This window comes from Mesorhizobium sp. M0136, assembly GCF_040322515.1.
Classification (GTDB): domain Bacteria; phylum Pseudomonadota; class Alphaproteobacteria; order Rhizobiales; family Rhizobiaceae; genus Mesorhizobium.
On sequence record NZ_JAMYTP010000023.1, the window covers coordinates 52261 to 69906 of the forward strand.

Below are 17646 nucleotides of genomic sequence, written 5' to 3' on the forward strand. Positions count from 1 at the left end.
AAACCGAACGGCGCGAAAATAGGAACAATTTCCTCTGATTTTGTCAAATCAGTTTTTACTGCCGTCTGGTTGTCCCATTTTGATACGTACACAACCGTTGCCGTTTCATCACCAGAATATTTCAACCTGTAACCATGCCCTGTGAATAGCGGGGAAAGTAGTACCAGTTTTCGGCTAAATCTGGAACCATTTCGAAGGCTTGACCTTTCGGCGATAAGTCGGGGCATGTCACGACCGCCACGCCCCAGTTTCCATGTCCGCCTGTCGCCAGAACTCAAGTCGAGGCTGGAAGAGGTTCGGGGGCGCAAGAGCCTCAACCGCGAGGTCAACGACAGGCTGGAGCGGTCCTTCGGCGAAGACCTCGCGATGCAGTTCGGCGAGATCATCGCCGCTTACCTGGCGCCGCTCGACGAAGAAGACCGTACAAAGGCGTTGCGGCTAGCCAGCGAACTGGCGGCCGTGCTTGCGGCCAAGCCGCGCAAACGCGCTCCATAAGCTCTAGCTGATTCTCACTCCCGCTTCGTGCAGTGTGAGTTTATCACATTTCCGCTTGACACTATGATGTGAGTAATTCACACTTTGCCCATCGTCTCAACGGTGGAGCGCTCTCGGTGTCATCGCAATCCAAGATCCTCGTCGGTCACAAAGCCGCGACAGCCCTTCTGCTCCCCGTCAATGACCAGGACGGTCTTTGCGGCAACGCCAGCACGCCCGACAATCACCGCGTGGTCACCCTTCTTGGCAATGCAGGCCATCAACCGAAGGACCATTTGCGGATCGGTCTCGTGCACACCGGCCCGAACGAGCGCCAGCCCCTCGCTCCACGAATCGTAGTCCCGCCACACGTAAACCTGTTCCATGCCGGCGCGGCCGAGCACGGCCGGGTCATCTGCCAGCCCCTGCCCGGCCCAAGCCGTCACCAGCGCCGCCGCCAATATCAATTGTCGCATGAAGCTCCCCCGCGCAATCTCGGCGTCATCGAAGGTGAGCGCCTGCAGCACTCGCGAGGCTATCACGAGGATTACTCGCTGGCCAAGAACCTCGCCTCGCTGGCGGCGGTCACGGCCATCTTGTTTTGCGCCGCCGTGATCTTCGGAGCCGCCTGATGAACGTCGGCGAGCATCCTGCGGGCATGTCGGCCGAAAGGCGCGATCTGATCGAGACGCTCGAATGCCTCGGCTACGACACCATGCCGGGCGTTCAACGCGATTGGGCCGACTGGCGCGACCGCCTGTCCGACGATCAACTCCGGACGACCATCACCAACATGGAAAGCCGGTTCGAAGACCAGGCGGCGCCTGCCCGGCAGGCAGAACTTCTTTCCGCAATTGAACGGGTCCAGGAGGCCAACTGTTATGCTTAATCAAGCTGACTTCCGCTCGCCGCAGACGCGGCCGGTGTTTCCCGAGGATGCCGACGACGCGCATCCGCGCTGCCGTGAAATGGCCGAGGCGATGCGCGATCTGTTTGCGGTCGGCGGCGGAGTGCGCGGCAAGGACCTGGTCGGCGCCGGCTTCACCTGGGCCGAGATTGCCGAATTCAGGGATGCGGCAGCAAAACTGGCAAGCACCGCCAGCGTGCGGCAGGTCAACGCCAGGCCCGATCTGATGGCCGACATCATCGAGAAGGCGCGGGCACCGCTGCCTAACCGGCCGCCCCTGCCGCGCGACACCAAGGAGACACAGGCCCGCCTTGTCGACTGGGGACGCTACTGCACGGCGCGCGCGGCCCTCGTGCTCGATCCGTGGCCCGGCCAGCGCGAGCGCTGCCTTGGACTTCTGTCTCTCTACCTCAACCGCCTGCCGATCTTCCCGGCTAACCGCGAGGCGGTGATCAAGGCGGTCGAGCAGACGCTGCCGCAGGTGGCGCAATGAACCAGGAGGTGCGGCACATCTCAAAGCGGAACGCTGATAAGCGATCGGCCGTCGTTCCGGCGTTCCGCTCGGACGGCACGGCGTTCGATCTGATCAACCCGACCGCCGCTGACATCGACTTCGCCGATATGGCCAACGCGCTGTCGAAGATTGCCCGCTTCAACGGCATCTATCGTGGCGCCGCCTATTCGGTGGCGCAGCATTCCGTCATGGGCGCCGACGCGATCTTCCGCGAGACCGGCGACAGCGTGCTTGCCGGATATTTCGTGCTGCATGACGGACACGAATATCCGTTCGGCGACGTGACCCGGCCGGCTGTTGACCTGATCCAGTATTGGGTCGAGAAGCTGGCCACTGCGGCCAAGCTCGACCGGCCGGAGTTCATCGCGAAACTCGTCCATCGCGCCATCGGCGAAGTCAAACGCTGCATCGATCTGGCGATCTACGAGGCGGCGCAACTGCCCGACATCACGCGCATGCCGCTCTATGTCCGCCAGGTTAAGGACATGGACGACCGGATGCTGGTCGCCGAAGCGCTCGCCCTGTTCGGACCGAACGCCGACCCGCGATGCATCCCGAAAGGGCTGAAGCCGCCGAGGCTGACCGGGACGATCGAGCCATGGGGCGCGATGAAGGCCGAGATCGCCTTCCTCGACCGGCTGGAGCGCTATCTCGGCATTGTGGTGAGGGCGGCGTGAGCGAGTCCGCCATCCGCCATTGGCACGACACCGTCGAGCGCCTGCGCGCCAATGAGCCGCTGCGCCTGCTGATCGGCGAGCGGCTCTACAATTCCGGCGAGATCGTGCTGGCCGCCTCCTTCGCCGCCAGCCTGCGCAACGACCTGATTGCCGACCTCGAGGCCCAGATCGCCGCGCTGACGCTGCCAGACCCGAACGCGCCAGCCGGCCGTGCGCTCATCACCCTACCCGACGAAAGGACCGCCTGATGGCAATCATGTCACTTGGCAAATCGACAGCGATGGCGGCAGCTCTGCTCGCGTCGGCCTCGGCTTTCCAACCCGTTCAGCAGGCGATTATCCCCGCGCGGGTCCAAACCCTCAGCCAGCCCGCCAGCCGAAAGAAGCGCAAGCTCGCGCCGAAGCGTACGCCGGTCATCTGGCGCGGCAGTATGGCCGAGCAATACGGTTCGCGCCGCAACTTCGCCGCCGGCAGCGCGTCGACGCTTAAGAAGACGGCGAAGCTGCTCCGCCTCCAGGCTGCAGGAGGTCGCTGATGGCCAGCAGCGTCAACAAGGTCATCCTCATCGGCCATCTCGGCGCCGACCCGGAAATCCGCCGCCTCAACAGCGGCGACAGCGTGGTCAATTTCCGCGTCGCCACGTCGGAAAGCTGGCGCGACAAGACGACGGGTGAGCGCAAGGAAAAGACCGAGTGGCACACCGTGGTCTGCTTCAACGAGAACATCTGCAAGGTCGCCGAGCAGTATTTGAAGAAGGGCATGAAGGTCTATGTCGAGGGCCAGCTCTCGACCCGCAAATGGGAAGACCAGTCCGGCCAGCCTCGCTACAGCACTGAAGTCGTGCTGCAGAAGTTCCGCGGCGAACTGCAGATGCTCGACAAGGCCGATCATCCGGCGCGCAGCCCTGACGATTACGGCACCCAGCGCGGTGCATCGAGCCGCCAGGAGCGGTCTCCAGACCAGCAGTCGCCCGGCCTGCGCGAGACGCTCGACGACGAAATCCCGTTTTGAGGAGAGGACGATGCAGACGCACGTCAAGCGTAAGGTCAATGGCAGAACGCTTATTGTTACAGTCGCCAAGGCGAAAGCGATGGACAGCGCGCGCAAGCTCGCCGTCAGCGGCAAAGGCAATGCTGCCTACCAAAAGCGGATCCTGCAGTTGCAGTCGGAGGTCGAACGTCTCGAAACGCGCCTCTCGCAATATTACCAGGAGCTGACGGCCGCCCTCAATCGCAACGTCCGTGCGCATGAGACCATCAGGGTCTTGAGCGGCCTGCTGACAGAGGCTGACGCGCAAGTGATCGCACGCCGGCAGCTCGACGACGACATCCCCTTATAGCCCGCCACTGCGGGCCGGGCTTCGTTGCCCGCCCCGTCCGGAGGCCAGCCTGCCGGCACCTTCGGTTCGGTCACACTCGACGGCAGGCGCACGGCCGTGAGGACACCATGAAAAAAATACGCGATGCACAGACCATCATCGGCATGCTGGAAGGCGGCGAAGTCGCCGCCGCCATGTCGACCGAGATCACCGAGACGCTGGCCAAGCTGAAGGAGCTTTCCGGCGACCGGCCAAAAACCAAGATCAAGGGCAACGTCACCCTCAAGCTCAATCTCGAGGTCGAGGCCGGCACGGCGACCATTTCATGCGAGATCGATTCGAAGCGGCCGAAGCCGGCGCGCGGCTCCTCCTTCTACTGGGTGCTGGATGACGGCTCGCTGTCGACCGAGCATCCGCAGCAGACCGACATGTTCGGCGGCCCGCGCGCGGCCGCAGATCGCCAGCAGTCCTGACCCAAGGCCCAAACCCGAGAGGAACCGACATGACCGACAAGAACGCCATTGCCGCCGACCCCAAACAACTATCAGCCTTCGACCTCAACACCGCTGCCTGGCTCGGCGCCAAGGCGGAAGGCGTCGAGATCGCAACCCTTGCCAACAGCGCCAAGGTTCCAGGCCTGCCCGAAGCCATTCCGGTGCTGCTCAAGCGCGGGACGGTGCCGGGCATCGAAGCTCTCGACCGGCTGTTCGAGCCCTACCGGCAGCATCCTGCCCGCAAGACCGGCCAGGCGGTAGCGCAGACCTTCGAGGCCTTCTGCAACTTGACGGTCCGCCACCAGACCGAGCACAGCGCCATCTTCGCCAACATGGATTGGCGCAAGCCGACCCTGACGACGATCATCGACTATCACGAGCTTGCCGAAGGCCATGCCAATTTCGGCAAGCACCGGGTGCACTATGCCTTCCCGCTGTCGGAAGAATGGCAGAAATGGGTGGCCGGGGATGGCGCCAAGATGGACCAGGCCGACTTCGCCTGGTTCCTCGAGGATCGCGTCGCCGAACTATCGTCGCCAACCGAAGACGAGAAGCTCCAGTACGAGCGCGACTTCGCCACCACGATCGCCACGCCGGCGCAGCTGGTCGAGTTGTCGCGCGGCCTGCAGGTCAATGTCGAGAGCAAGGTCAAGGCCTCGACGACACTGCAGAGCGGCGAAGGCCAGATCGCCTGGGAGGAGACGCATAACGGAGCCGACGGCAAGCCGCTGAAGGTGCCGGGCATCTTCATGCTCAACATCGCCCCGTTCTTCATGGGCGAGAAGGTGCGCATCCCGGTGCGCCTGCGTTACCGGCCGGCGGGCGGCAAGGTCGTCTGGTTCTATCAGATATACCGGCCAGACCAGTTCATCACCCAGCATGTCCGCGACGTGCTCGGCGAGGCGCGGGAAAAGACGGGTCTGCCGACCTATGAAGGCACGCCGGAGATGTCGGCGTGAGCAAGCCCAACACCATCATCGCGGCGCGGGAGGCATTGCTTCCCGCGCTCGGCCTCGTCAACAAGGCGGTCGAACGGCGGACCACCATTCCGGTGCTGGCCAACGTCCTGCTCGCGATCGACGCCAAGGCGGGCACGCTGACCATCACCGGCAGCGACATGGACTGCGAGTTGCGCGCGTCGCTCGCCTGCCAGGCCGGCAAGGACGAGACTTTCACCCTGCCGGCGTCGATCCTGCACGACGCCGTGCGCAAGATGCCGGAGGGCGCGGAGATCGCGCTGCTGGCCGAGAAGGATTTCGCCACGCTGACCGCCGGCCGGTCGCGGTTCAAGATCCAGGTGCTGCCGTCGACCGATTTCCCGACGATGAGCGAGGGCACCTTCAGCCAGAATTTCGAGCTGGATTCCGGCCTGTTCGAGCGGATGCTCGACACCGTCTCCTTCGCCATATCGAGCGAGGAGACGCGCTACTATCTCAACGGCATCTATTGGCATGCCGGCGAACACTATCTGAACGCCGTCGCCACCGACGGCCACCGCCTGGCCAAGTTCAGCATGCCCGTGCCCGAGGGCGCCGCCGGCATGCCGGGCATCATCATCCCGCGCCGGACGGTCGGGCTGATCCGCCAGCTGCTCGGCGACAAGGGCGCCGTCAAGGTCAGCCTGTCGGACACGAAGATCCGCGTCGAGACCGGCAAGGCCGCTCTGCTGTCGAAGCTGATCGACGGCAGCTTTCCCGACTATGTCAGGGTCATCCCGACCGGCAACCAGAACCATTTCACGGTCGAGCGGGAAACACTTGCCGGCGCCGTCGACCGGGTCACCACAGTGTCGATCGAACGCGGCAGCGCGGTGAAGTTCGCCTTCGAGGCCGGCGGCAACCTGGTGCTGACCACCAACAATCCCGACGCCGGCAGCGCCAATGACGAAGTCACGATCGAGCATGGCGAAGGATCAAGCGTCGAGATCGGCTTCAACGGCCGCTACTGCCTCGACCTGCTCAACGCTGCGACAAGCAAACGCCTGGTGTTCAGCCTCGGCGACCCAGGCTCGCCGACGCTGATCCAGCCGGAAACCGCCGACGAGACCGGCCTGAAACCGCTCTTCGTCCTGATGCCAATGAGGGTTTGATGATGAAGCTGACAGAACCTCGCAAGCACGTCCTCCAGAAGCTTCGCTCGCGAGGAGGTAGGGCAAGTCCATACGACTTGGCGTATCCGCGCGCGCACATGATGCATCTGCTTCAGAGGGGCGGCCTCATAGCCGTCGAGGGCAGCACCAACGCGTGGGGTGAGCCGACAGACGGTGTCTATGTCCTCACCGACGCCGGCCGAACGGCGTTGTTGGAGGAGAAGGCCGATGCTTGATCTCCCGACCTTCCGCTCGTCGCGCAAATGGTGGCCTGCCGCCATGTTTGATGAATCGATGCCGCCCGGCCGCGTTCGCGCCGAGGACTGGCTTTCGCCGACCGTGTCCGGCGTCACCATCATCCGCAATGAAGACGATCCGGAAGGCGGTGTCGTCGCCACATTGGAGCCGAGCGAGGTCGTTGAATTCGTCTGGCACGAACCGCGCGGCTCCGTCGAGATCACGCTGATGCCCGACGGCACCTGGTCGCTGGACGATCCCCGCGACGACAGGACGGTCGACATGTTCCAGCCCGAGGCGCTGCCTGCCGAGCCCGCCGACCTGCCGCCATCCGCCCGCATCGCCGCGTCCAACTGGTTCGCCTGGGACGAAGACTACGAAACCTGCATGGACACGATGGACGAATTCGCCAAGGCGCTCGCCGACATGTCCGCCCCGGTCGCCGCCGACGGCGTGCGGATCACCGTCGACATGGGCTATTGGTCGCAAGGCGTGAAGTTCCGCGTCTCGGCCGATGGCAGGATGCTGGAGGCGCTCGATGGCTGATCGCGCCGCCACGGACTTCGGCTCGTTTGCCGAACGCGCCATTGCAGCCGCGCGCGCAGAGATGCCGGCGGAACTCTTCGAAGCGACTTTGCAACTCTATGAGCAGGGCAGGATCGAGCCGCGCCTGGTCGACGGCGAGTATGGCTGGGGCCTGGTCGACCAGGGAGGCCAGAATGGCTGACCATTCCTCGATCGAGTGGACGGACGCGACCTGGAACCCGATCACCGGCTGCTCGATCGTCTCGCCCGGCTGCACCAACTGCTACGCCATGAAGCTCGCCGGCACCCGGCTGAAGCACATCGACAGCCGCAAGGGCCTGACGCGTGACACTGTCATCGGCCCGGTCTGGAGCGGCGAGGTGCGGCTCAACCGGCAATGGCTTCACCAGCCAATCGCATGGAAGAAGCCGCGCAAGATCTTCGTCTGCGCCCATGGCGACCTGTTTGCCGAAAACGTGCCGGACGAATGGATCGACAGGGTCTTCGCCGTCATGGCGCTGGCGCCGCGGCACACATTCCAGGTGCTGACCAAGCGCTCGAAGCGGATGCGGGAATATCTGACACAGCGGGACAGTCGTCAGCGCTGGCGCAAGGACGCAGTCGAGGTCGCCGGCATGAACATGGTAATGGAGGGTGTCATCCCCCAGGCTCGCGCAACGGTTTGGCCCATCCCTAACGTCTGGCTTGGCGTCTCGGCCGAGCGGCAGAAGGAAGCCGACGACCGCGTCCCCGAGCTGCTGGCAACGCCGGCGGCAATCCGCTTCGCCTCGGCCGAGCCGCTGCTGGGGCCGATTCGGTTCGATCGCATCGGCGAGTGGACCGACACCTTCCAAGACTGCGGCGGCCATCCTGACCCGCACTGGCCAACAAATGCGCAAGATGCGACCTGGTTGAACGCGCTTGTCGGAGAGATGGGGGCCGAAGCGCGTGACCCTTCCGGCAAGCGGCTGGGCGACATCGATGTCGGGCTTCGTCACGAGGGCGGAAAACTTGACTGGATCATCGTCGGCGGCGAGAGCGGCCACAACGCACGCCCGATGAATCCCGCATGGGCGCGCTCGATCCGCGACCAGTGTGCTGCCGCCAGCGTGCCGTTCTTCTTCAAGCAATGGGGAGAGTTCGGCCCAGCGTTCAACCTTGACCTTAGACCGACCGGACTTCCGTGGAGCGGAGAAGCACAAACCGCGGTTGCCCGAGGAACAGCGACGGCTGAGCAGGCGACACGTCGCTTCGGAAAGCGCCGCGCTGGCCGGCTGCTCGACGGCGTCGAACATAATTCAATGCCGGAGGCCAGCGCATGACCATCAAGCATCAAGGCGTTTGCGGGGTTGTGACGGCACCTGACGGGCACGTCGTCGCCACACATTCTGATTTCGCGCGTCAGGGCTATGGCGGCTTCAGTCTTAAGGAGGCGCAGACCATTCGCGTCAAGGATGGTCTCAAGCGAGCCTTCCTGCGTGCATTTCTGTTCCAAGGCCTCACCAGCAAGACGAGCAGCTATTTCTGCGATCAGTTCTGGGAGAATGCCATGGGGCATGGCTATCGCATGGAGACCTTTCCAATCGGCTACGAGGTGGCGGAATGAAAGCGCTGACCATCTGGCAGCCCTGGGCGACGCTGATCATCGCCGGTGTCAAACCCTACGAGTTTCGCGGCTGGCCCGCGCCTGTGGCAATTCGCGGGCAGCGGATTGCCATCCATGCCGGCGCTCGGCCGGTGAAGAAGTCAGAGATCGCCGATCTGATCATTCGCCTCCGCTCGGCCGAGGCCTGGTCGACGGCGTTGAAGCCGGAAGCGCTGGCCATGCTCGAGCGCTGGCATTCCAATCCGTTCGCCCTGCCGCTCGCCTCGATCGTCGGCACGGCCGTGCTCGGCCAGCCGCGGCGCGCCTTCGAGATAGTCTCCGAATTCGGCGCCAGGCTGAACGACAGTGACCGTCAGGAGCATAGCAACTGGGCGTGGCCGCTGACCGCGATCGAGCCGCTGGAACCGATCCAGCCCGCCAAGGGCGCGCAAGGCTTCTGGGATTGGAGGCCGGCTTGACCGCCCTTCCCTACCTCTTTCGCTGGGATCGTCACGGCCGCAAAGACCAGCCCTGCCGCGTGACCGCGCGCAGCCGCGCCGGTACCGCCTCGTTCGCCTTGCCGGGCTTCGGCCGGCCAAAGCCTGCCCGCTTCAACTCGGTCCGCGTCGAGTTCGCCGACGGCGCTGCGATGATCACCAGCGGCAACGCTATCCGGAAGGCGAAGCCATGAAGCTGGACGAGCGATTCGTGCCTCGCTTTATGACCGACCAGGAGCTGCGCGCCTGGTTCGGCCTGTCCGAGCGCGCACTCGACCGGCTGCGCGCCACGCGCCATTTTCCGCCCCGCGACAAGCTTGTGAACAAGACCGATCGCCGTTCCGTCGAAGTTTTCTTTGACCGGCGCGCCGGTTTGGACTCTCCTTCCCGTGCCGGCGGCATTCCCGCCGCCGTGGACGGAGAGGAAAATTTTAATGACTGAACAGCGAAAGGACCGGCCGGGCTACAAGTACCGGCCGAGGGCGGATGGCAGCCGCGCCCATTACTGGGTGCCGCAGCGGGCTTGCAGGAAGGCGCCGAAGGCGCTCGACCCGCGGCCGATCACCGATGAAGCGATCGCCCAAGCCATGCTTGAACATCCGGACGTCACAACCGACGACCAGGCCATCTCGAAAATCTGCCAGACCTGGACCGATGAATTGCTCGCCGATCTGGAAGGCCACGGCAAGAGCCCGGAATATGACGGTTCGGTCACGTCGGCGGTCCTGATCTACAAGACACATCCGCAATCGCCCTATCAGGCGCTGAAGCATTCGACCCGCATCCGCGACTATGATCCGTCGCTGAAGCTGATTGTCGACACCGTCGGCAAGCGCCTGGTGCGCAACCTGGTCGGCTCGGATTTCCGCCGCTGGTTCGAGCAATGGGGATCGAAGGGCCGGCGCCGCCGCGCCCATGGTGCCATCCGCAAGCTGCGATCGGTCCTGTCGTTCGGCACCACCGAACGCCTGGACGGCTGCGCGCAAGCGCGCGAGATCCTGTCGCTGATGGAGTTCGCCCCGCCGGACCCGCGCCGCATCAAGATGGAATACAGGCATGCGCTCGCCATCTGCGCCAAGGCGATCAGGCTTGAGCGGCCGTCGATCGCGCTGACGCAGGCTTTGCAATGGGATACGGCGCTGCGCCGCATCCATATCATCGGCGAATGGCTTCCCGTCGAGGCAGGCGATGCCGGCGGCATCGTGCGCGGCAACACCAAATGGCGGGGCCTGACGGTGGCCGACATCTCCGCCAACAATGTCCTGACGGTGCCCATCACATCCAAGAACAAAGCGGCGACCGAGCACGATCTCAGCAAATGCCCTTTGGTGCAGATGGTGCTGAAGCGCATCAAGCTGCCCGCCTTCGGGCCGCTGATCGTCTCGGAAGTGACCGGCCTGCCCTATCGGGAAAATTATTATGCCACCGACTTTCGCGAGGTGGCCACCGCGGCGAAGGTGCCGGCAAGCGTCTGGTCGATGGACACCCGCGCCGGCGCGATTTCGGAAGCCGAGATCGCCACCGATCTCGAATCGGCGCGCAAGATGGCCGGCCATACGACCACCAAGACGACGCAAGGCTACGTCCGCAACGGCGACCTCGACAACAACCGCAAGGTTGCCGAGGCGCGGGCCAAGCTAAGACAGTGACACGCCAGTGACACGCGTGACACGGCGCATTTTTTTGAAGGCGATTTCATCAATGATTTCAAGTAGATGGCTGGAGCGGGTAGCGGGAATCGAACCCGCATATTCAGCTTGGAAGGCTGCTGCTCTACCACTGAGCTATACCCGCGCCTTTCAGTCAAGCATCGGATCCGCTCCGACGCTCGCGCTGCGTTTCAGGGCTTCCGGGCCGGCAGTGGTGGAGAGGGTTGGATTTGAACCAACGTAGGCATAGCCAACGGATTTACAGTCCGTCCCCTTTAACCACTCGGGCACCTCTCCAGTCTGCCGCCGGAGCCATGCAACGAGGCATCGACGCGTCGCGGCCGCCAAAGCAGCCTTTCCGCGCAGCGCCTTATGGCGGGAGCGTCCAAAACTGTCAACCGCAACAGCCCGGCAAAAAACGCTGAATTTCACACCTCGCCCGACAAGCAGCTTGTGCGGCTGTATCCATGACCGGACGACACGGCTATAGAACCGGCCATGAGCAACGACAACAAGCCCAAAACCCCTAAAGACACCCACTACGCCAAGCTGCGCCGTGCGCATCGCGACGAGAAGGGCGGCGGCGCGCCGGCGTTCAGGCCACGCCAGCCGGTGCCGCCCGGGGAGACCGCCGCGGATGGGCTGGTGCGGCTCTACGGGCTGCACACGGTGCGGGCGGCGCTCGACAATCCGCGCCGCAAGATCAAAAAAATGCTGGTGACGCGCAACGCTGCCGAGCGACTGGCAATCGCCGATCTCGGCGCTTTGCCCTTCAAGGCGGAACTGGTCGAACCCAGGGACATCGACAAGGTCACCGGCTCGGATGCCGTGCATCAGGGCGTGCTGATCGAGGCCGAGCCGCTAAAACCCAAGCGCCTCGATGCGCTTGGCGACACCAGGCTGGTGCTGGTGCTCGATCAGATCACCGATCCGCACAATGTCGGCGCGATCCTGCGCTCGGCGGTGGCTTTCGGCGCCGGCGCGCTGATCACCACGGCGCGCCACAGCCCACAGGAATCCGGCGTGCTGGCGAAGTCGGCTTCCGGCGCGCTGGAACACATCGACCAGATCGAGGTGAAGAACCTGGCCGATGCGCTGGAGCAGCTGCACGAGGCCGGTTTCCAGACGATCGGGCTGGATTCGGACGGTCCGGCGGAACTCGAAACCAGCTTTGCCGGAGCAAAGATCGCATTGGTGCTTGGTGCCGAGGGCAAAGGCCTGCGCCAGAAAACGCGCGAGACGGTGACCACGCTCGCCCGGCTCGACATGCCCGGCGCCATCCGCTCGCTCAACGTGTCGAATGCCGCGGCGGTGAGCCTTTATGCGGCAAGGAAATTTTTGAAAGAGTGAATGGTGAGACTGCACGTAGGTCGTGATCAACTCATTACCAACTACTCACTGCCATCTACTATTCACTCCTCACTGCTCACTATTCACCCACTTCACATCCCGCCATACGCTCCAGCGCCCTGACCAGCGCCGAGTGATCCTCCTTGGCGCCGCCATTGGCCACGCAGGAGTTGAACAGTTGCTGCGTCGTCGAGGTGTTGGGCAGGGCGACGCCGAGCGCCTTGGCGCCTTCGAGAGCGAGATTCAGGTCCTTCTGGTGGAGTTCGATGCGGAAACCGGGCGCGAAGCTGCGCTTGATCATGCGCTCGCCATGCACTTCGAGGATGCGCGAGGCGGCCAATCCGCCCATCAGCGCCTGCCGCACCTTGGCTGGATCGGCACCAGCTTTTGAAGCAAAGACAAGCGCTTCGGCGACGGCCTCGATGGTCAGCGCGACGACGATCTGATTGGCGACCTTGGTCGTCTGGCCGACGCCGTTCGGTCCGACCAACGTGATGTTCTTCCCCAACTTCTCGAAGATAGGCCTGGCGCGTTCGAAGGCTTTTTCCTCGCCGCCGACCATGATGGTCAGCGATGCCGCCTTGGCGCCGACCTCGCCGCCCGACACCGGCGCGTCGAGGTAGTCGCAGCCGAGGTCGTTGATCTTTTTTGCAAAGGCGTTGGTCTCGATCGGCGAGATCGAGCTCATGTCGATGACCAGCTTGCCTCTTGTCAGCCCGGACGCGACGCCGTTTTCGCCGAACAGCACATCGGCGACCTGCGGCGTATCCGGCACCATGGTGATAATGATGTCGGCCATTTTCGCGACGGCGCTGTGGCCAGCGACGATCTTCAGACCCTTGGCGACGAGATTGGCCGGCGGCTTCGAGCGATGATCGCTGACGACGACGGTGTAGCCGGCGTCGAGCAGATGCCCCGCCATCGGCGCACCCATGATGCCGAGGCCGATAAAGCCGATGGTTTCCATGTCTTTCTCCGTTTCTTGTAAGGCGGCGATGCGTAGCGTCTACGCCGCCGCACTCCCCTGCCCGGCCAGATCCCGAAACCAGCCCAGTCCGGCTTCCGTCCCACCCTTCGGCTTGTATTCGGCGCCAACCCAGCCGGAATAGCCGATGCGGTCGATGTGGTTGTACAGGAAGGGAAAATTGATCTCGCCCGTCCCCGGCTCATGACGGCCGGGATTATCCGCAAGCTGGATATGCGCGATGCGGTCGAGGTTTGCCTCGATGGTACGGGCGAGATCCCCCTCCATGATCTGCATGTGATAGATGTCGTATTGCAGGAACAGGTTCTTCGAGCCGACGCGGTCGATCAGCGCCAGGGCCTGATCTGAGTAATTAAGGAAGAAGCCCGGAATGTCGCGGGTGTTGATCGGCTCGATCAGCAGCCTGATGCCGGCCTGCTCCAGCTTTTCCGCCGCGAAAGCCAGATTTTCGGCGAAGACGTCTTCCAGCACTGAGTGATCGACGCCCTGCGGCGCGATGCCGGCGAGGCAATTGACCTGCTCGCAGCCGAGCGCGTGCGCATAGGTGACGACCTTGGCAATGCCTTGCCGGAACTCCGGGATGCGGTCCGGCAGGAGCGCAATGCCGCGCTCGCCCTTGGCCCAGTCGCCGGCAGGTAGGTTGAACAGGACCTGCGTCAACCCGTTCTTCTTCAACCTGGCCGCGACGACATCCGGCGCATGGTCATAGGGACCGATGTACTCGACGCCCTTGAAGCCCGCGCGGGCAGCGGCATCGAAGCGGTCGAGAAAGTCATGCTCGCCAAAGAGCATCGAAAGATTGGCTGAAAACCGTGGCATGGCAGTAGTTCCTCATATGCGGCTTAATCGAGCATGACGATCGCCGTGGGGGCATCTTCATGGCGCTCGGCAAGCTCCTCGAATTCGGTGATCTTGTCGATTTCGGTACCCATCGAAACGTTGGTGACGCGCTCGAGGATGAATTCGAGCACCACCGGAACCTGGTGCTCGTCCATCAGGCGCTTTGCCTCTTCGAAGGCACCGGCGAATTCCTCCGGCCGGCGCACCCGGACCGCCTTGCAGCCCATCGCCTCGGCAACGGCGACGTGATCGACGCCATAGCCAGCTTCGGCATCGCCCTGTCGATTGACGTTCTCGAAAGCCAGGCTGACTTCGAAATCCATCGAAAACCCGCGCTGCGCCTGGCGGATCAGCCCGAGATAGGCGTTGTTCACCACGACATGGATGTAGGGCAATTTGTGCTGTGCGCCGGCCGCCAGTTCCTCGATCATGAACTGGAAATCATAGTCGCCGGACAATGCCACAATTGTGCGGTCCGGATCGGCGGCGCGAACGCCAAGTGCTGCCGGCAATGTCCAGCCGAGCGGTCCAGCCTGGCCGCAATTGATCCAGTTGCGTGGTTTGTAGACATGCAGGAATTGCGCCCCGGCGATCTGCGACAGGCCGATCGTGGTGACATAGGTGGTCTCGCGGCCGAACGCCTTGTTCATCTCCTCGTAGACGCGCTGCGGCTTCAGCGGCACCTGGTCGAAATGGGTCTTGCGCTTCATCGTCTTCTTGCGCTGCCGGCATTCGCCGGCCCAGCCCGACCAGTCGCGCAATTTCCCGGCGGTCCTCCATTCGGTGGCGACGTCGAGCAGCATCTTAAGCGCCGCACCGGCATCCGAGACGACGCCAAGGTCCGGTGCGAAGACGCGGCCGATCTGCGTCGGCTCGATATCGACGTGGACGAACTTCTTGCCCTTGGTGTAGACGTCGACCGAACCGGTGTGGCGGTTGGCCCAGCGGTTGCCGATGCCGAAAACGAAATCGGCCTCGAGCATCGTCGCATTGCCGTAGCGATGCGAGGTCTGCAGTCCGCACATGCCGGCCATCAGGCGGTGGTCGTCGGGGATCGCGCCCCAGCCCATCAGCGTCGGAATGACAGGCACGCCGGTAACTTCGGCGAATTCTATCAACAGGTCCGACGCATCGGCGTTGATGATCCCGCCGCCGGCGACGATCACAGGCTTTTCCGCCGCGTCGAGCATCGTCAGCGCCTTCTCCGCCTGAGCGCGCGACATTGCCGGCTTGAACGGCACCAGCGGCTCGTAGGCATCGATGTCGAACTCGATCTCCGCCAGTTGCACATCGACCGGCAGGTCGACCAGCACCGGCCCCGGCCGCGACGAGCGCATCAGATGGAACGCCTTCTGCAGCGCCATCGGCACCAGATAGGGTTCCATGACGGTGACCGCCCATTTGGCGACGGGTGCGGCGATCGCGGCGATGTCGACGGCCTGAAAATCCTCCTTGTTGAGACGCGCCCGCGGCGCCTGCCCGGTGATGCAGAGGATGGGGATAGAATCGGCGGCGGCGGAATAGAGGCCGGTGATCATGTCGGTGCCGGCCGGACCCGAAGTGCCGATGCACAGACCGATATTGCCCGATCTGGCGCGGGTAAACCCTTCGGCCATATGCGAGGCCGCCTCGACGTGCCGCGCAAGGATGTGGCGGATGCTGCCCCTCGCCTTCAGCGCCGAATAGAGCGGGTTGATCGCAGCACCCGGCACGCCGAAGGCACACGAGATGCCTTCCCTTTCTAGAACGAGAACCGCTGCGTCGACCGCGCGCATCTTGGCCATGTCAGCCTCCACGGAATTGTTGACGCCTGATGATGCCAGTGCGTCGATTATTTTTCAATTTTTTCAGAATATTTTTTCATTTCTAGGGAACGGCTCTTGCTGCTTGAATTGATTGGCCTTTCTGTTTTCCATAAATTCGCTTCGCAGGGTTGTGAAAAACTTTTTCATTGCTTGCTTGAGCAAAACAGGGGAGGATGGATCCATGGAAACCACCGAAAAACGCCAGCGCGGCCGGCCGCGCGCTTTCAACGGGCCATCCGAGGCCGCCTCGGTGCAGTCGCTGGACCGGGCGCTGCGCATCCTGGCAATCGTCGCCGATGGCAGCGGCCTGTCGTTGAGCGAGATCGCCGCCAGTTCCGGCCTGCCGGCATCCACCGCCTACCGCATGCTGACGACGCTGGAGAACCATGGCATGGTCGAGTTCGAAGGCACCGACCAGCTGTGGTTGATCGGCGTCGAGACCTATCGCATGGGCGCAGCGTTCCTGCGCCGCCGCAAGCTGGTCGACCGCGCCCGTATCGTCATGCAGGAATTGATGGAGAAGACCGGCGAGACCGCCAATCTCGGCGTCGCCGAGGACGATTGCGTGGTCTTCGTCAGCCAGGTCGAGACGCACCAGGCGATTCGCGCCTTCTTCCGGCCGGGCACGCGCAGTTCCTTCCATGCCTCGGGCATCGGCAAGGCGGTGCTGGCGCATCTCGAGCCGGAGCGCGTCGCCACCATACTGCGCCGGGCCGGGCTGGAGCGCTTCACCGAAAACACGTTGTCCGACATCTCGGCGCTCGCCCGCGATCTGGTGACGATCAAGCTGCGCGGCTGGTCGGTCGATGACGAGGAGCGGCATCCAGGTATGCGCTGTGTCGCCGCCGCCATCTTCAACGAATTCGGCGAACCGATCGGCGGCGTCTCGGTCTCCGGGCCGACGGTACGGGTCACACCGGAGCGGCTGGCCGAAATCGGCCCGCTGGTGCGCGATGCAGCAGCGCAGGTGACGAGGATGATCGGCGGCCTGCCGACCCCTCCCGGCCTTGGTAGCGAACCGAGCGCGTGGCAGCGCTGACCAGCGCCGAATGGTGCGACATCTGCCAGGATGGCCAGAGCTAGCCCCCGGGCACCGCGCTCTTGGTCGACAGGTCGTAGAAATCAAGCAGCATCGCCAGCCCAACTCCGCAGGCGGTGAAGATGAGGCCGGCAATGAAGATCCGATTGGCGCGTTCATAAACGCGCCGTTGTAGAGACGTTATGTCGAGCAGCAACCGCAGCGCTCGTATCTGCAGGGCAATGCCGATCAAAATCGGCACGACGGCGGCCAGGTGATAGATTTCCCATGGTATCGGGTTGGCGGCCCAATGCGTGATGAAGCCCAGCGAGAACGCCAGCAGGATGCCGACGGTGGTGATTGTGCCGTTGCGGAAAACCGTCTCGATCGGCTCTTCGTTCGGATCGTGCTCGCCCAAGCGCCCTCTCTCCCTATTTCGGCTCGGCAGTAGATTAGGCTGTCGGGAAATCCCTGTACATCGGCAAGAGTGTTGGCGAATGCTGAAGCGGCATCCGATCTCGCCTTAAGCGATGTTCGACAGGACAGAGAGGCTGACGGAGCGCGACTTTATTCCAGCTTGGGTTCCTCGCCCACGGAAGTGGGGAGAGGTGGCGCGGCGAAGCCGCGACGAAGAGGGGACCGCGCCCTACGAAGGCCCCTTTCCGGCCGCTGCGCGGCCACC

General features: G+C 63.5%; 27 protein-coding genes and 2 tRNA genes. 22 read left to right on the plus strand and 7 right to left on the minus strand.

What is annotated here, in order from left to right:
* The first annotated feature begins 225 nt into the window (after positions 1-225).
* Positions 226-495, plus strand: a complete 270-nt coding sequence (locus NKJ35_RS24420) for a hypothetical protein (RefSeq protein ID WP_352649881.1) — start codon at positions 226-228, stop codon at positions 493-495.
* 119 nt (positions 496-614) lie between these two features.
* On the opposite strand, the gene NKJ35_RS24425 is transcribed toward NKJ35_RS24420, so the two are convergent.
* Positions 615-1001 carry a hypothetical protein gene (locus tag NKJ35_RS24425; protein WP_352649882.1) on the minus strand — a complete coding sequence of 129 codons (387 nt, stop codon included), beginning with the start codon at positions 999-1001 and terminating at the stop codon, positions 615-617.
* A 104-nt stretch (positions 1002-1105) separates the two neighbouring features.
* Here NKJ35_RS24425 and NKJ35_RS24430 point away from each other — a divergent pair, with 104 nt between their 5' ends.
* From NKJ35_RS24430 to NKJ35_RS24520, 19 genes are all read left to right on the plus strand, one after another.
* The gene (locus tag NKJ35_RS24430; protein ID WP_352649883.1) at positions 1106-1363 is read left to right on the plus strand and encodes a hypothetical protein; all 258 of its coding nucleotides are present in this window, start codon (positions 1106-1108) and stop codon (positions 1361-1363) included.
* Positions 1356-1874, plus strand: coding sequence for a hypothetical protein (locus NKJ35_RS24435; protein ID WP_352649884.1), 519 nt, complete (start codon positions 1356-1358; stop codon positions 1872-1874). Before NKJ35_RS24430 ends, NKJ35_RS24435 begins: the two co-directional genes overlap by 8 nt.
* Positions 1871-2572 (plus strand): hypothetical protein, encoded by a 702-nt coding sequence (locus NKJ35_RS24440; RefSeq protein WP_352649885.1) that lies wholly within the window; start codon positions 1871-1873, stop codon positions 2570-2572. The genes NKJ35_RS24435 and NKJ35_RS24440 overlap by 4 nt, the downstream gene beginning before the upstream one ends.
* A complete protein-coding gene (locus NKJ35_RS24445; RefSeq protein WP_352649887.1) occupies positions 2569-2820 on the plus strand; it encodes a hypothetical protein in 252 nt (83 codons plus the stop codon). The genes NKJ35_RS24440 and NKJ35_RS24445 overlap by 4 nt, the downstream gene beginning before the upstream one ends.
* Entirely contained in the window at positions 2820-3107 is a 288-nt protein-coding gene (locus NKJ35_RS24450; RefSeq protein ID WP_352649888.1) for a hypothetical protein, read from the plus strand. Before NKJ35_RS24445 ends, NKJ35_RS24450 begins: the two co-directional genes overlap by 1 nt.
* Positions 3107-3583 carry a single-stranded DNA-binding protein gene (gene ssb / locus NKJ35_RS24455; RefSeq protein ID WP_352649889.1) on the plus strand — a complete coding sequence of 159 codons (477 nt, stop codon included), beginning with the start codon at positions 3107-3109 and terminating at the stop codon, positions 3581-3583. Before NKJ35_RS24450 ends, ssb begins: the two co-directional genes overlap by 1 nt.
* A gap of 10 nt (positions 3584-3593) precedes the next feature.
* Positions 3594-3911: a hypothetical protein gene (locus NKJ35_RS24460; protein WP_352649890.1), complete on the plus strand. Its 318-nt coding sequence runs from the start codon at positions 3594-3596 to the stop codon at positions 3909-3911.
* Between the two features lie 107 nt (positions 3912-4018).
* The gene (locus NKJ35_RS24465) at positions 4019-4363 is read left to right on the plus strand and encodes a YfdP family phage-associated protein (RefSeq protein ID WP_352649891.1); all 345 of its coding nucleotides are present in this window, start codon (positions 4019-4021) and stop codon (positions 4361-4363) included.
* Positions 4364-4392: 29 nt separating this feature from the next.
* On the plus strand, positions 4393-5343 hold the full coding sequence (locus NKJ35_RS24470; protein ID WP_352649892.1) for a DUF2303 family protein: 951 nt from the start codon (positions 4393-4395) through the stop codon (positions 5341-5343).
* On the plus strand, positions 5340-6473 hold the full coding sequence (gene dnaN / locus NKJ35_RS24475) for a DNA polymerase III subunit beta (protein WP_352649893.1): 1134 nt from the start codon (positions 5340-5342) through the stop codon (positions 6471-6473). Before NKJ35_RS24470 ends, dnaN begins: the two co-directional genes overlap by 4 nt.
* Entirely contained in the window at positions 6473-6709 is a 237-nt protein-coding gene (locus tag NKJ35_RS24480) for a hypothetical protein (protein WP_352649894.1), read from the plus strand. Before dnaN ends, NKJ35_RS24480 begins: the two co-directional genes overlap by 1 nt.
* A complete protein-coding gene (locus NKJ35_RS24485; RefSeq protein ID WP_352649895.1) occupies positions 6702-7256 on the plus strand; it encodes a hypothetical protein in 555 nt (184 codons plus the stop codon). The genes NKJ35_RS24480 and NKJ35_RS24485 overlap by 8 nt, the downstream gene beginning before the upstream one ends.
* Positions 7249-7437, plus strand: a complete 189-nt coding sequence (locus NKJ35_RS24490; RefSeq protein WP_352649896.1) for a hypothetical protein — start codon at positions 7249-7251, stop codon at positions 7435-7437. The genes NKJ35_RS24485 and NKJ35_RS24490 overlap by 8 nt, the downstream gene beginning before the upstream one ends.
* On the plus strand, positions 7430-8557 hold the full coding sequence (locus NKJ35_RS24495) for a DUF5131 family protein (protein ID WP_352649897.1): 1128 nt from the start codon (positions 7430-7432) through the stop codon (positions 8555-8557). Before NKJ35_RS24490 ends, NKJ35_RS24495 begins: the two co-directional genes overlap by 8 nt.
* Positions 8554-8841, plus strand: a complete 288-nt coding sequence (locus tag NKJ35_RS24500) for a hypothetical protein (RefSeq protein ID WP_352649898.1) — start codon at positions 8554-8556, stop codon at positions 8839-8841. The genes NKJ35_RS24495 and NKJ35_RS24500 overlap by 4 nt, the downstream gene beginning before the upstream one ends.
* Positions 8838-9299, plus strand: a complete 462-nt coding sequence (locus NKJ35_RS24505; protein ID WP_352649899.1) for an ASCH domain-containing protein — start codon at positions 8838-8840, stop codon at positions 9297-9299. The genes NKJ35_RS24500 and NKJ35_RS24505 overlap by 4 nt, the downstream gene beginning before the upstream one ends.
* Positions 9296-9511 carry a hypothetical protein gene (locus NKJ35_RS24510; protein ID WP_352649900.1) on the plus strand — a complete coding sequence of 72 codons (216 nt, stop codon included), beginning with the start codon at positions 9296-9298 and terminating at the stop codon, positions 9509-9511. Before NKJ35_RS24505 ends, NKJ35_RS24510 begins: the two co-directional genes overlap by 4 nt.
* On the plus strand, positions 9508-9759 hold the full coding sequence (locus NKJ35_RS24515; RefSeq protein WP_352649901.1) for a hypothetical protein: 252 nt from the start codon (positions 9508-9510) through the stop codon (positions 9757-9759). Before NKJ35_RS24510 ends, NKJ35_RS24515 begins: the two co-directional genes overlap by 4 nt.
* Positions 9752-10966, plus strand: a complete 1215-nt coding sequence (locus NKJ35_RS24520) for a hypothetical protein (protein WP_352649902.1) — start codon at positions 9752-9754, stop codon at positions 10964-10966. The genes NKJ35_RS24515 and NKJ35_RS24520 overlap by 8 nt, the downstream gene beginning before the upstream one ends.
* Positions 10967-11037: 71 nt before the next feature.
* On the opposite strand, the gene NKJ35_RS24525 is transcribed toward NKJ35_RS24520, so the two are convergent.
* Positions 11038-11111 (minus strand) — tRNA-Gly (locus NKJ35_RS24525).
* Between the two features lie 67 nt (positions 11112-11178).
* Positions 11179-11263, minus strand: a tRNA-Tyr gene (locus NKJ35_RS24530).
* Between the two features lie 201 nt (positions 11264-11464).
* Here NKJ35_RS24530 and NKJ35_RS24535 point away from each other — a divergent pair.
* Positions 11465-12316, plus strand: a complete 852-nt coding sequence (locus NKJ35_RS24535) for a TrmH family RNA methyltransferase (protein ID WP_352649903.1) — start codon at positions 11465-11467, stop codon at positions 12314-12316.
* Positions 12317-12395: 79 nt separating this feature from the next.
* Here NKJ35_RS24535 and NKJ35_RS24540 read toward each other — a convergent pair whose 3' ends face one another.
* From NKJ35_RS24540 to gcl, 3 genes are read right to left on the minus strand one after another with little or no spacing between them, the layout of a single operon-like run.
* Positions 12396-13283 (minus strand): 2-hydroxy-3-oxopropionate reductase, encoded by an 888-nt coding sequence (locus NKJ35_RS24540; protein WP_352649904.1) that lies wholly within the window; start codon positions 13281-13283, stop codon positions 12396-12398.
* Positions 13284-13322: 39 nt separating this feature from the next.
* Positions 13323-14120 (minus strand): hydroxypyruvate isomerase, encoded by a 798-nt coding sequence (gene hyi / locus NKJ35_RS24545; protein ID WP_352477493.1) that lies wholly within the window; start codon positions 14118-14120, stop codon positions 13323-13325.
* A 23-nt stretch (positions 14121-14143) separates the two neighbouring features.
* Positions 14144-15925: a glyoxylate carboligase gene (gene gcl / locus NKJ35_RS24550; RefSeq protein WP_352649905.1), complete on the minus strand. Its 1782-nt coding sequence runs from the start codon at positions 15923-15925 to the stop codon at positions 14144-14146.
* Between the two features lie 202 nt (positions 15926-16127).
* Between gcl and bhcR the strand changes: the two genes are divergently transcribed.
* A complete protein-coding gene (bhcR, locus tag NKJ35_RS24555) occupies positions 16128-16985 on the plus strand; it encodes an HTH-type transcriptional regulator BhcR (RefSeq protein WP_352649906.1) in 858 nt (285 codons plus the stop codon).
* Between the two features lie 40 nt (positions 16986-17025).
* On the opposite strand, the gene NKJ35_RS24560 is transcribed toward bhcR, so the two are convergent.
* Positions 17026-17382 (minus strand): hypothetical protein, encoded by a 357-nt coding sequence (locus NKJ35_RS24560; protein ID WP_352477490.1) that lies wholly within the window; start codon positions 17380-17382, stop codon positions 17026-17028.
* Between the last annotated feature and the right edge of the window lie 264 nt (positions 17383-17646).

What these genes read in the sequence shown, in the direction of transcription:
- NKJ35_RS24420 (WP_352649881.1), top strand. Translation starts at nt 226, where the DNA reads ATGTCACGACCGCCACGCCCCAGTTTCCATGTCCGCCTGTCGCCAGAA.
- NKJ35_RS24430 (WP_352649883.1), top strand. Translation starts at nt 1,106, where the DNA reads ATGAACGTCGGCGAGCATCCTGCGGGCATGTCGGCCGAAAGGCGCGAT.
- NKJ35_RS24435 (WP_352649884.1), top strand. Translation starts at nt 1,356, where the DNA reads ATGCTTAATCAAGCTGACTTCCGCTCGCCGCAGACGCGGCCGGTGTTT.
- NKJ35_RS24440 (WP_352649885.1), top strand. Translation starts at nt 1,871, where the DNA reads ATGAACCAGGAGGTGCGGCACATCTCAAAGCGGAACGCTGATAAGCGA.
- NKJ35_RS24450 (WP_352649888.1), top strand. Translation starts at nt 2,820, where the DNA reads ATGGCAATCATGTCACTTGGCAAATCGACAGCGATGGCGGCAGCTCTG.
- ssb (WP_352649889.1), top strand. Translation starts at nt 3,107, where the DNA reads ATGGCCAGCAGCGTCAACAAGGTCATCCTCATCGGCCATCTCGGCGCC.
- NKJ35_RS24460 (WP_352649890.1), top strand. Translation starts at nt 3,594, where the DNA reads ATGCAGACGCACGTCAAGCGTAAGGTCAATGGCAGAACGCTTATTGTT.
- NKJ35_RS24465 (WP_352649891.1), top strand. Translation starts at nt 4,019, where the DNA reads ATGAAAAAAATACGCGATGCACAGACCATCATCGGCATGCTGGAAGGC.
- NKJ35_RS24470 (WP_352649892.1), top strand. Translation starts at nt 4,393, where the DNA reads ATGACCGACAAGAACGCCATTGCCGCCGACCCCAAACAACTATCAGCC.
- NKJ35_RS24480 (WP_352649894.1), top strand. Translation starts at nt 6,473, where the DNA reads ATGATGAAGCTGACAGAACCTCGCAAGCACGTCCTCCAGAAGCTTCGC.
- NKJ35_RS24485 (WP_352649895.1), top strand. Translation starts at nt 6,702, where the DNA reads ATGCTTGATCTCCCGACCTTCCGCTCGTCGCGCAAATGGTGGCCTGCC.
- NKJ35_RS24490 (WP_352649896.1), top strand. Translation starts at nt 7,249, where the DNA reads ATGGCTGATCGCGCCGCCACGGACTTCGGCTCGTTTGCCGAACGCGCC.
- NKJ35_RS24495 (WP_352649897.1), top strand. Translation starts at nt 7,430, where the DNA reads ATGGCTGACCATTCCTCGATCGAGTGGACGGACGCGACCTGGAACCCG.
- NKJ35_RS24500 (WP_352649898.1), top strand. Translation starts at nt 8,554, where the DNA reads ATGACCATCAAGCATCAAGGCGTTTGCGGGGTTGTGACGGCACCTGAC.
- NKJ35_RS24505 (WP_352649899.1), top strand. Translation starts at nt 8,838, where the DNA reads ATGAAAGCGCTGACCATCTGGCAGCCCTGGGCGACGCTGATCATCGCC.
- NKJ35_RS24515 (WP_352649901.1), top strand. Translation starts at nt 9,508, where the DNA reads ATGAAGCTGGACGAGCGATTCGTGCCTCGCTTTATGACCGACCAGGAG.
- NKJ35_RS24520 (WP_352649902.1), top strand. Translation starts at nt 9,752, where the DNA reads ATGACTGAACAGCGAAAGGACCGGCCGGGCTACAAGTACCGGCCGAGG.
- NKJ35_RS24535 (WP_352649903.1), top strand. Translation starts at nt 11,465, where the DNA reads ATGAGCAACGACAACAAGCCCAAAACCCCTAAAGACACCCACTACGCC.
- NKJ35_RS24540 (WP_352649904.1), bottom strand. Translation starts at nt 13,283, where the DNA reads ATGGAAACCATCGGCTTTATCGGCCTCGGCATCATGGGTGCGCCGATG.
- hyi (WP_352477493.1), bottom strand. Translation starts at nt 14,120, where the DNA reads ATGCCACGGTTTTCAGCCAATCTTTCGATGCTCTTTGGCGAGCATGAC.
- gcl (WP_352649905.1), bottom strand. Translation starts at nt 15,925, where the DNA reads ATGGCCAAGATGCGCGCGGTCGACGCAGCGGTTCTCGTTCTAGAAAGG.
- bhcR (WP_352649906.1), top strand. Translation starts at nt 16,128, where the DNA reads ATGGAAACCACCGAAAAACGCCAGCGCGGCCGGCCGCGCGCTTTCAAC.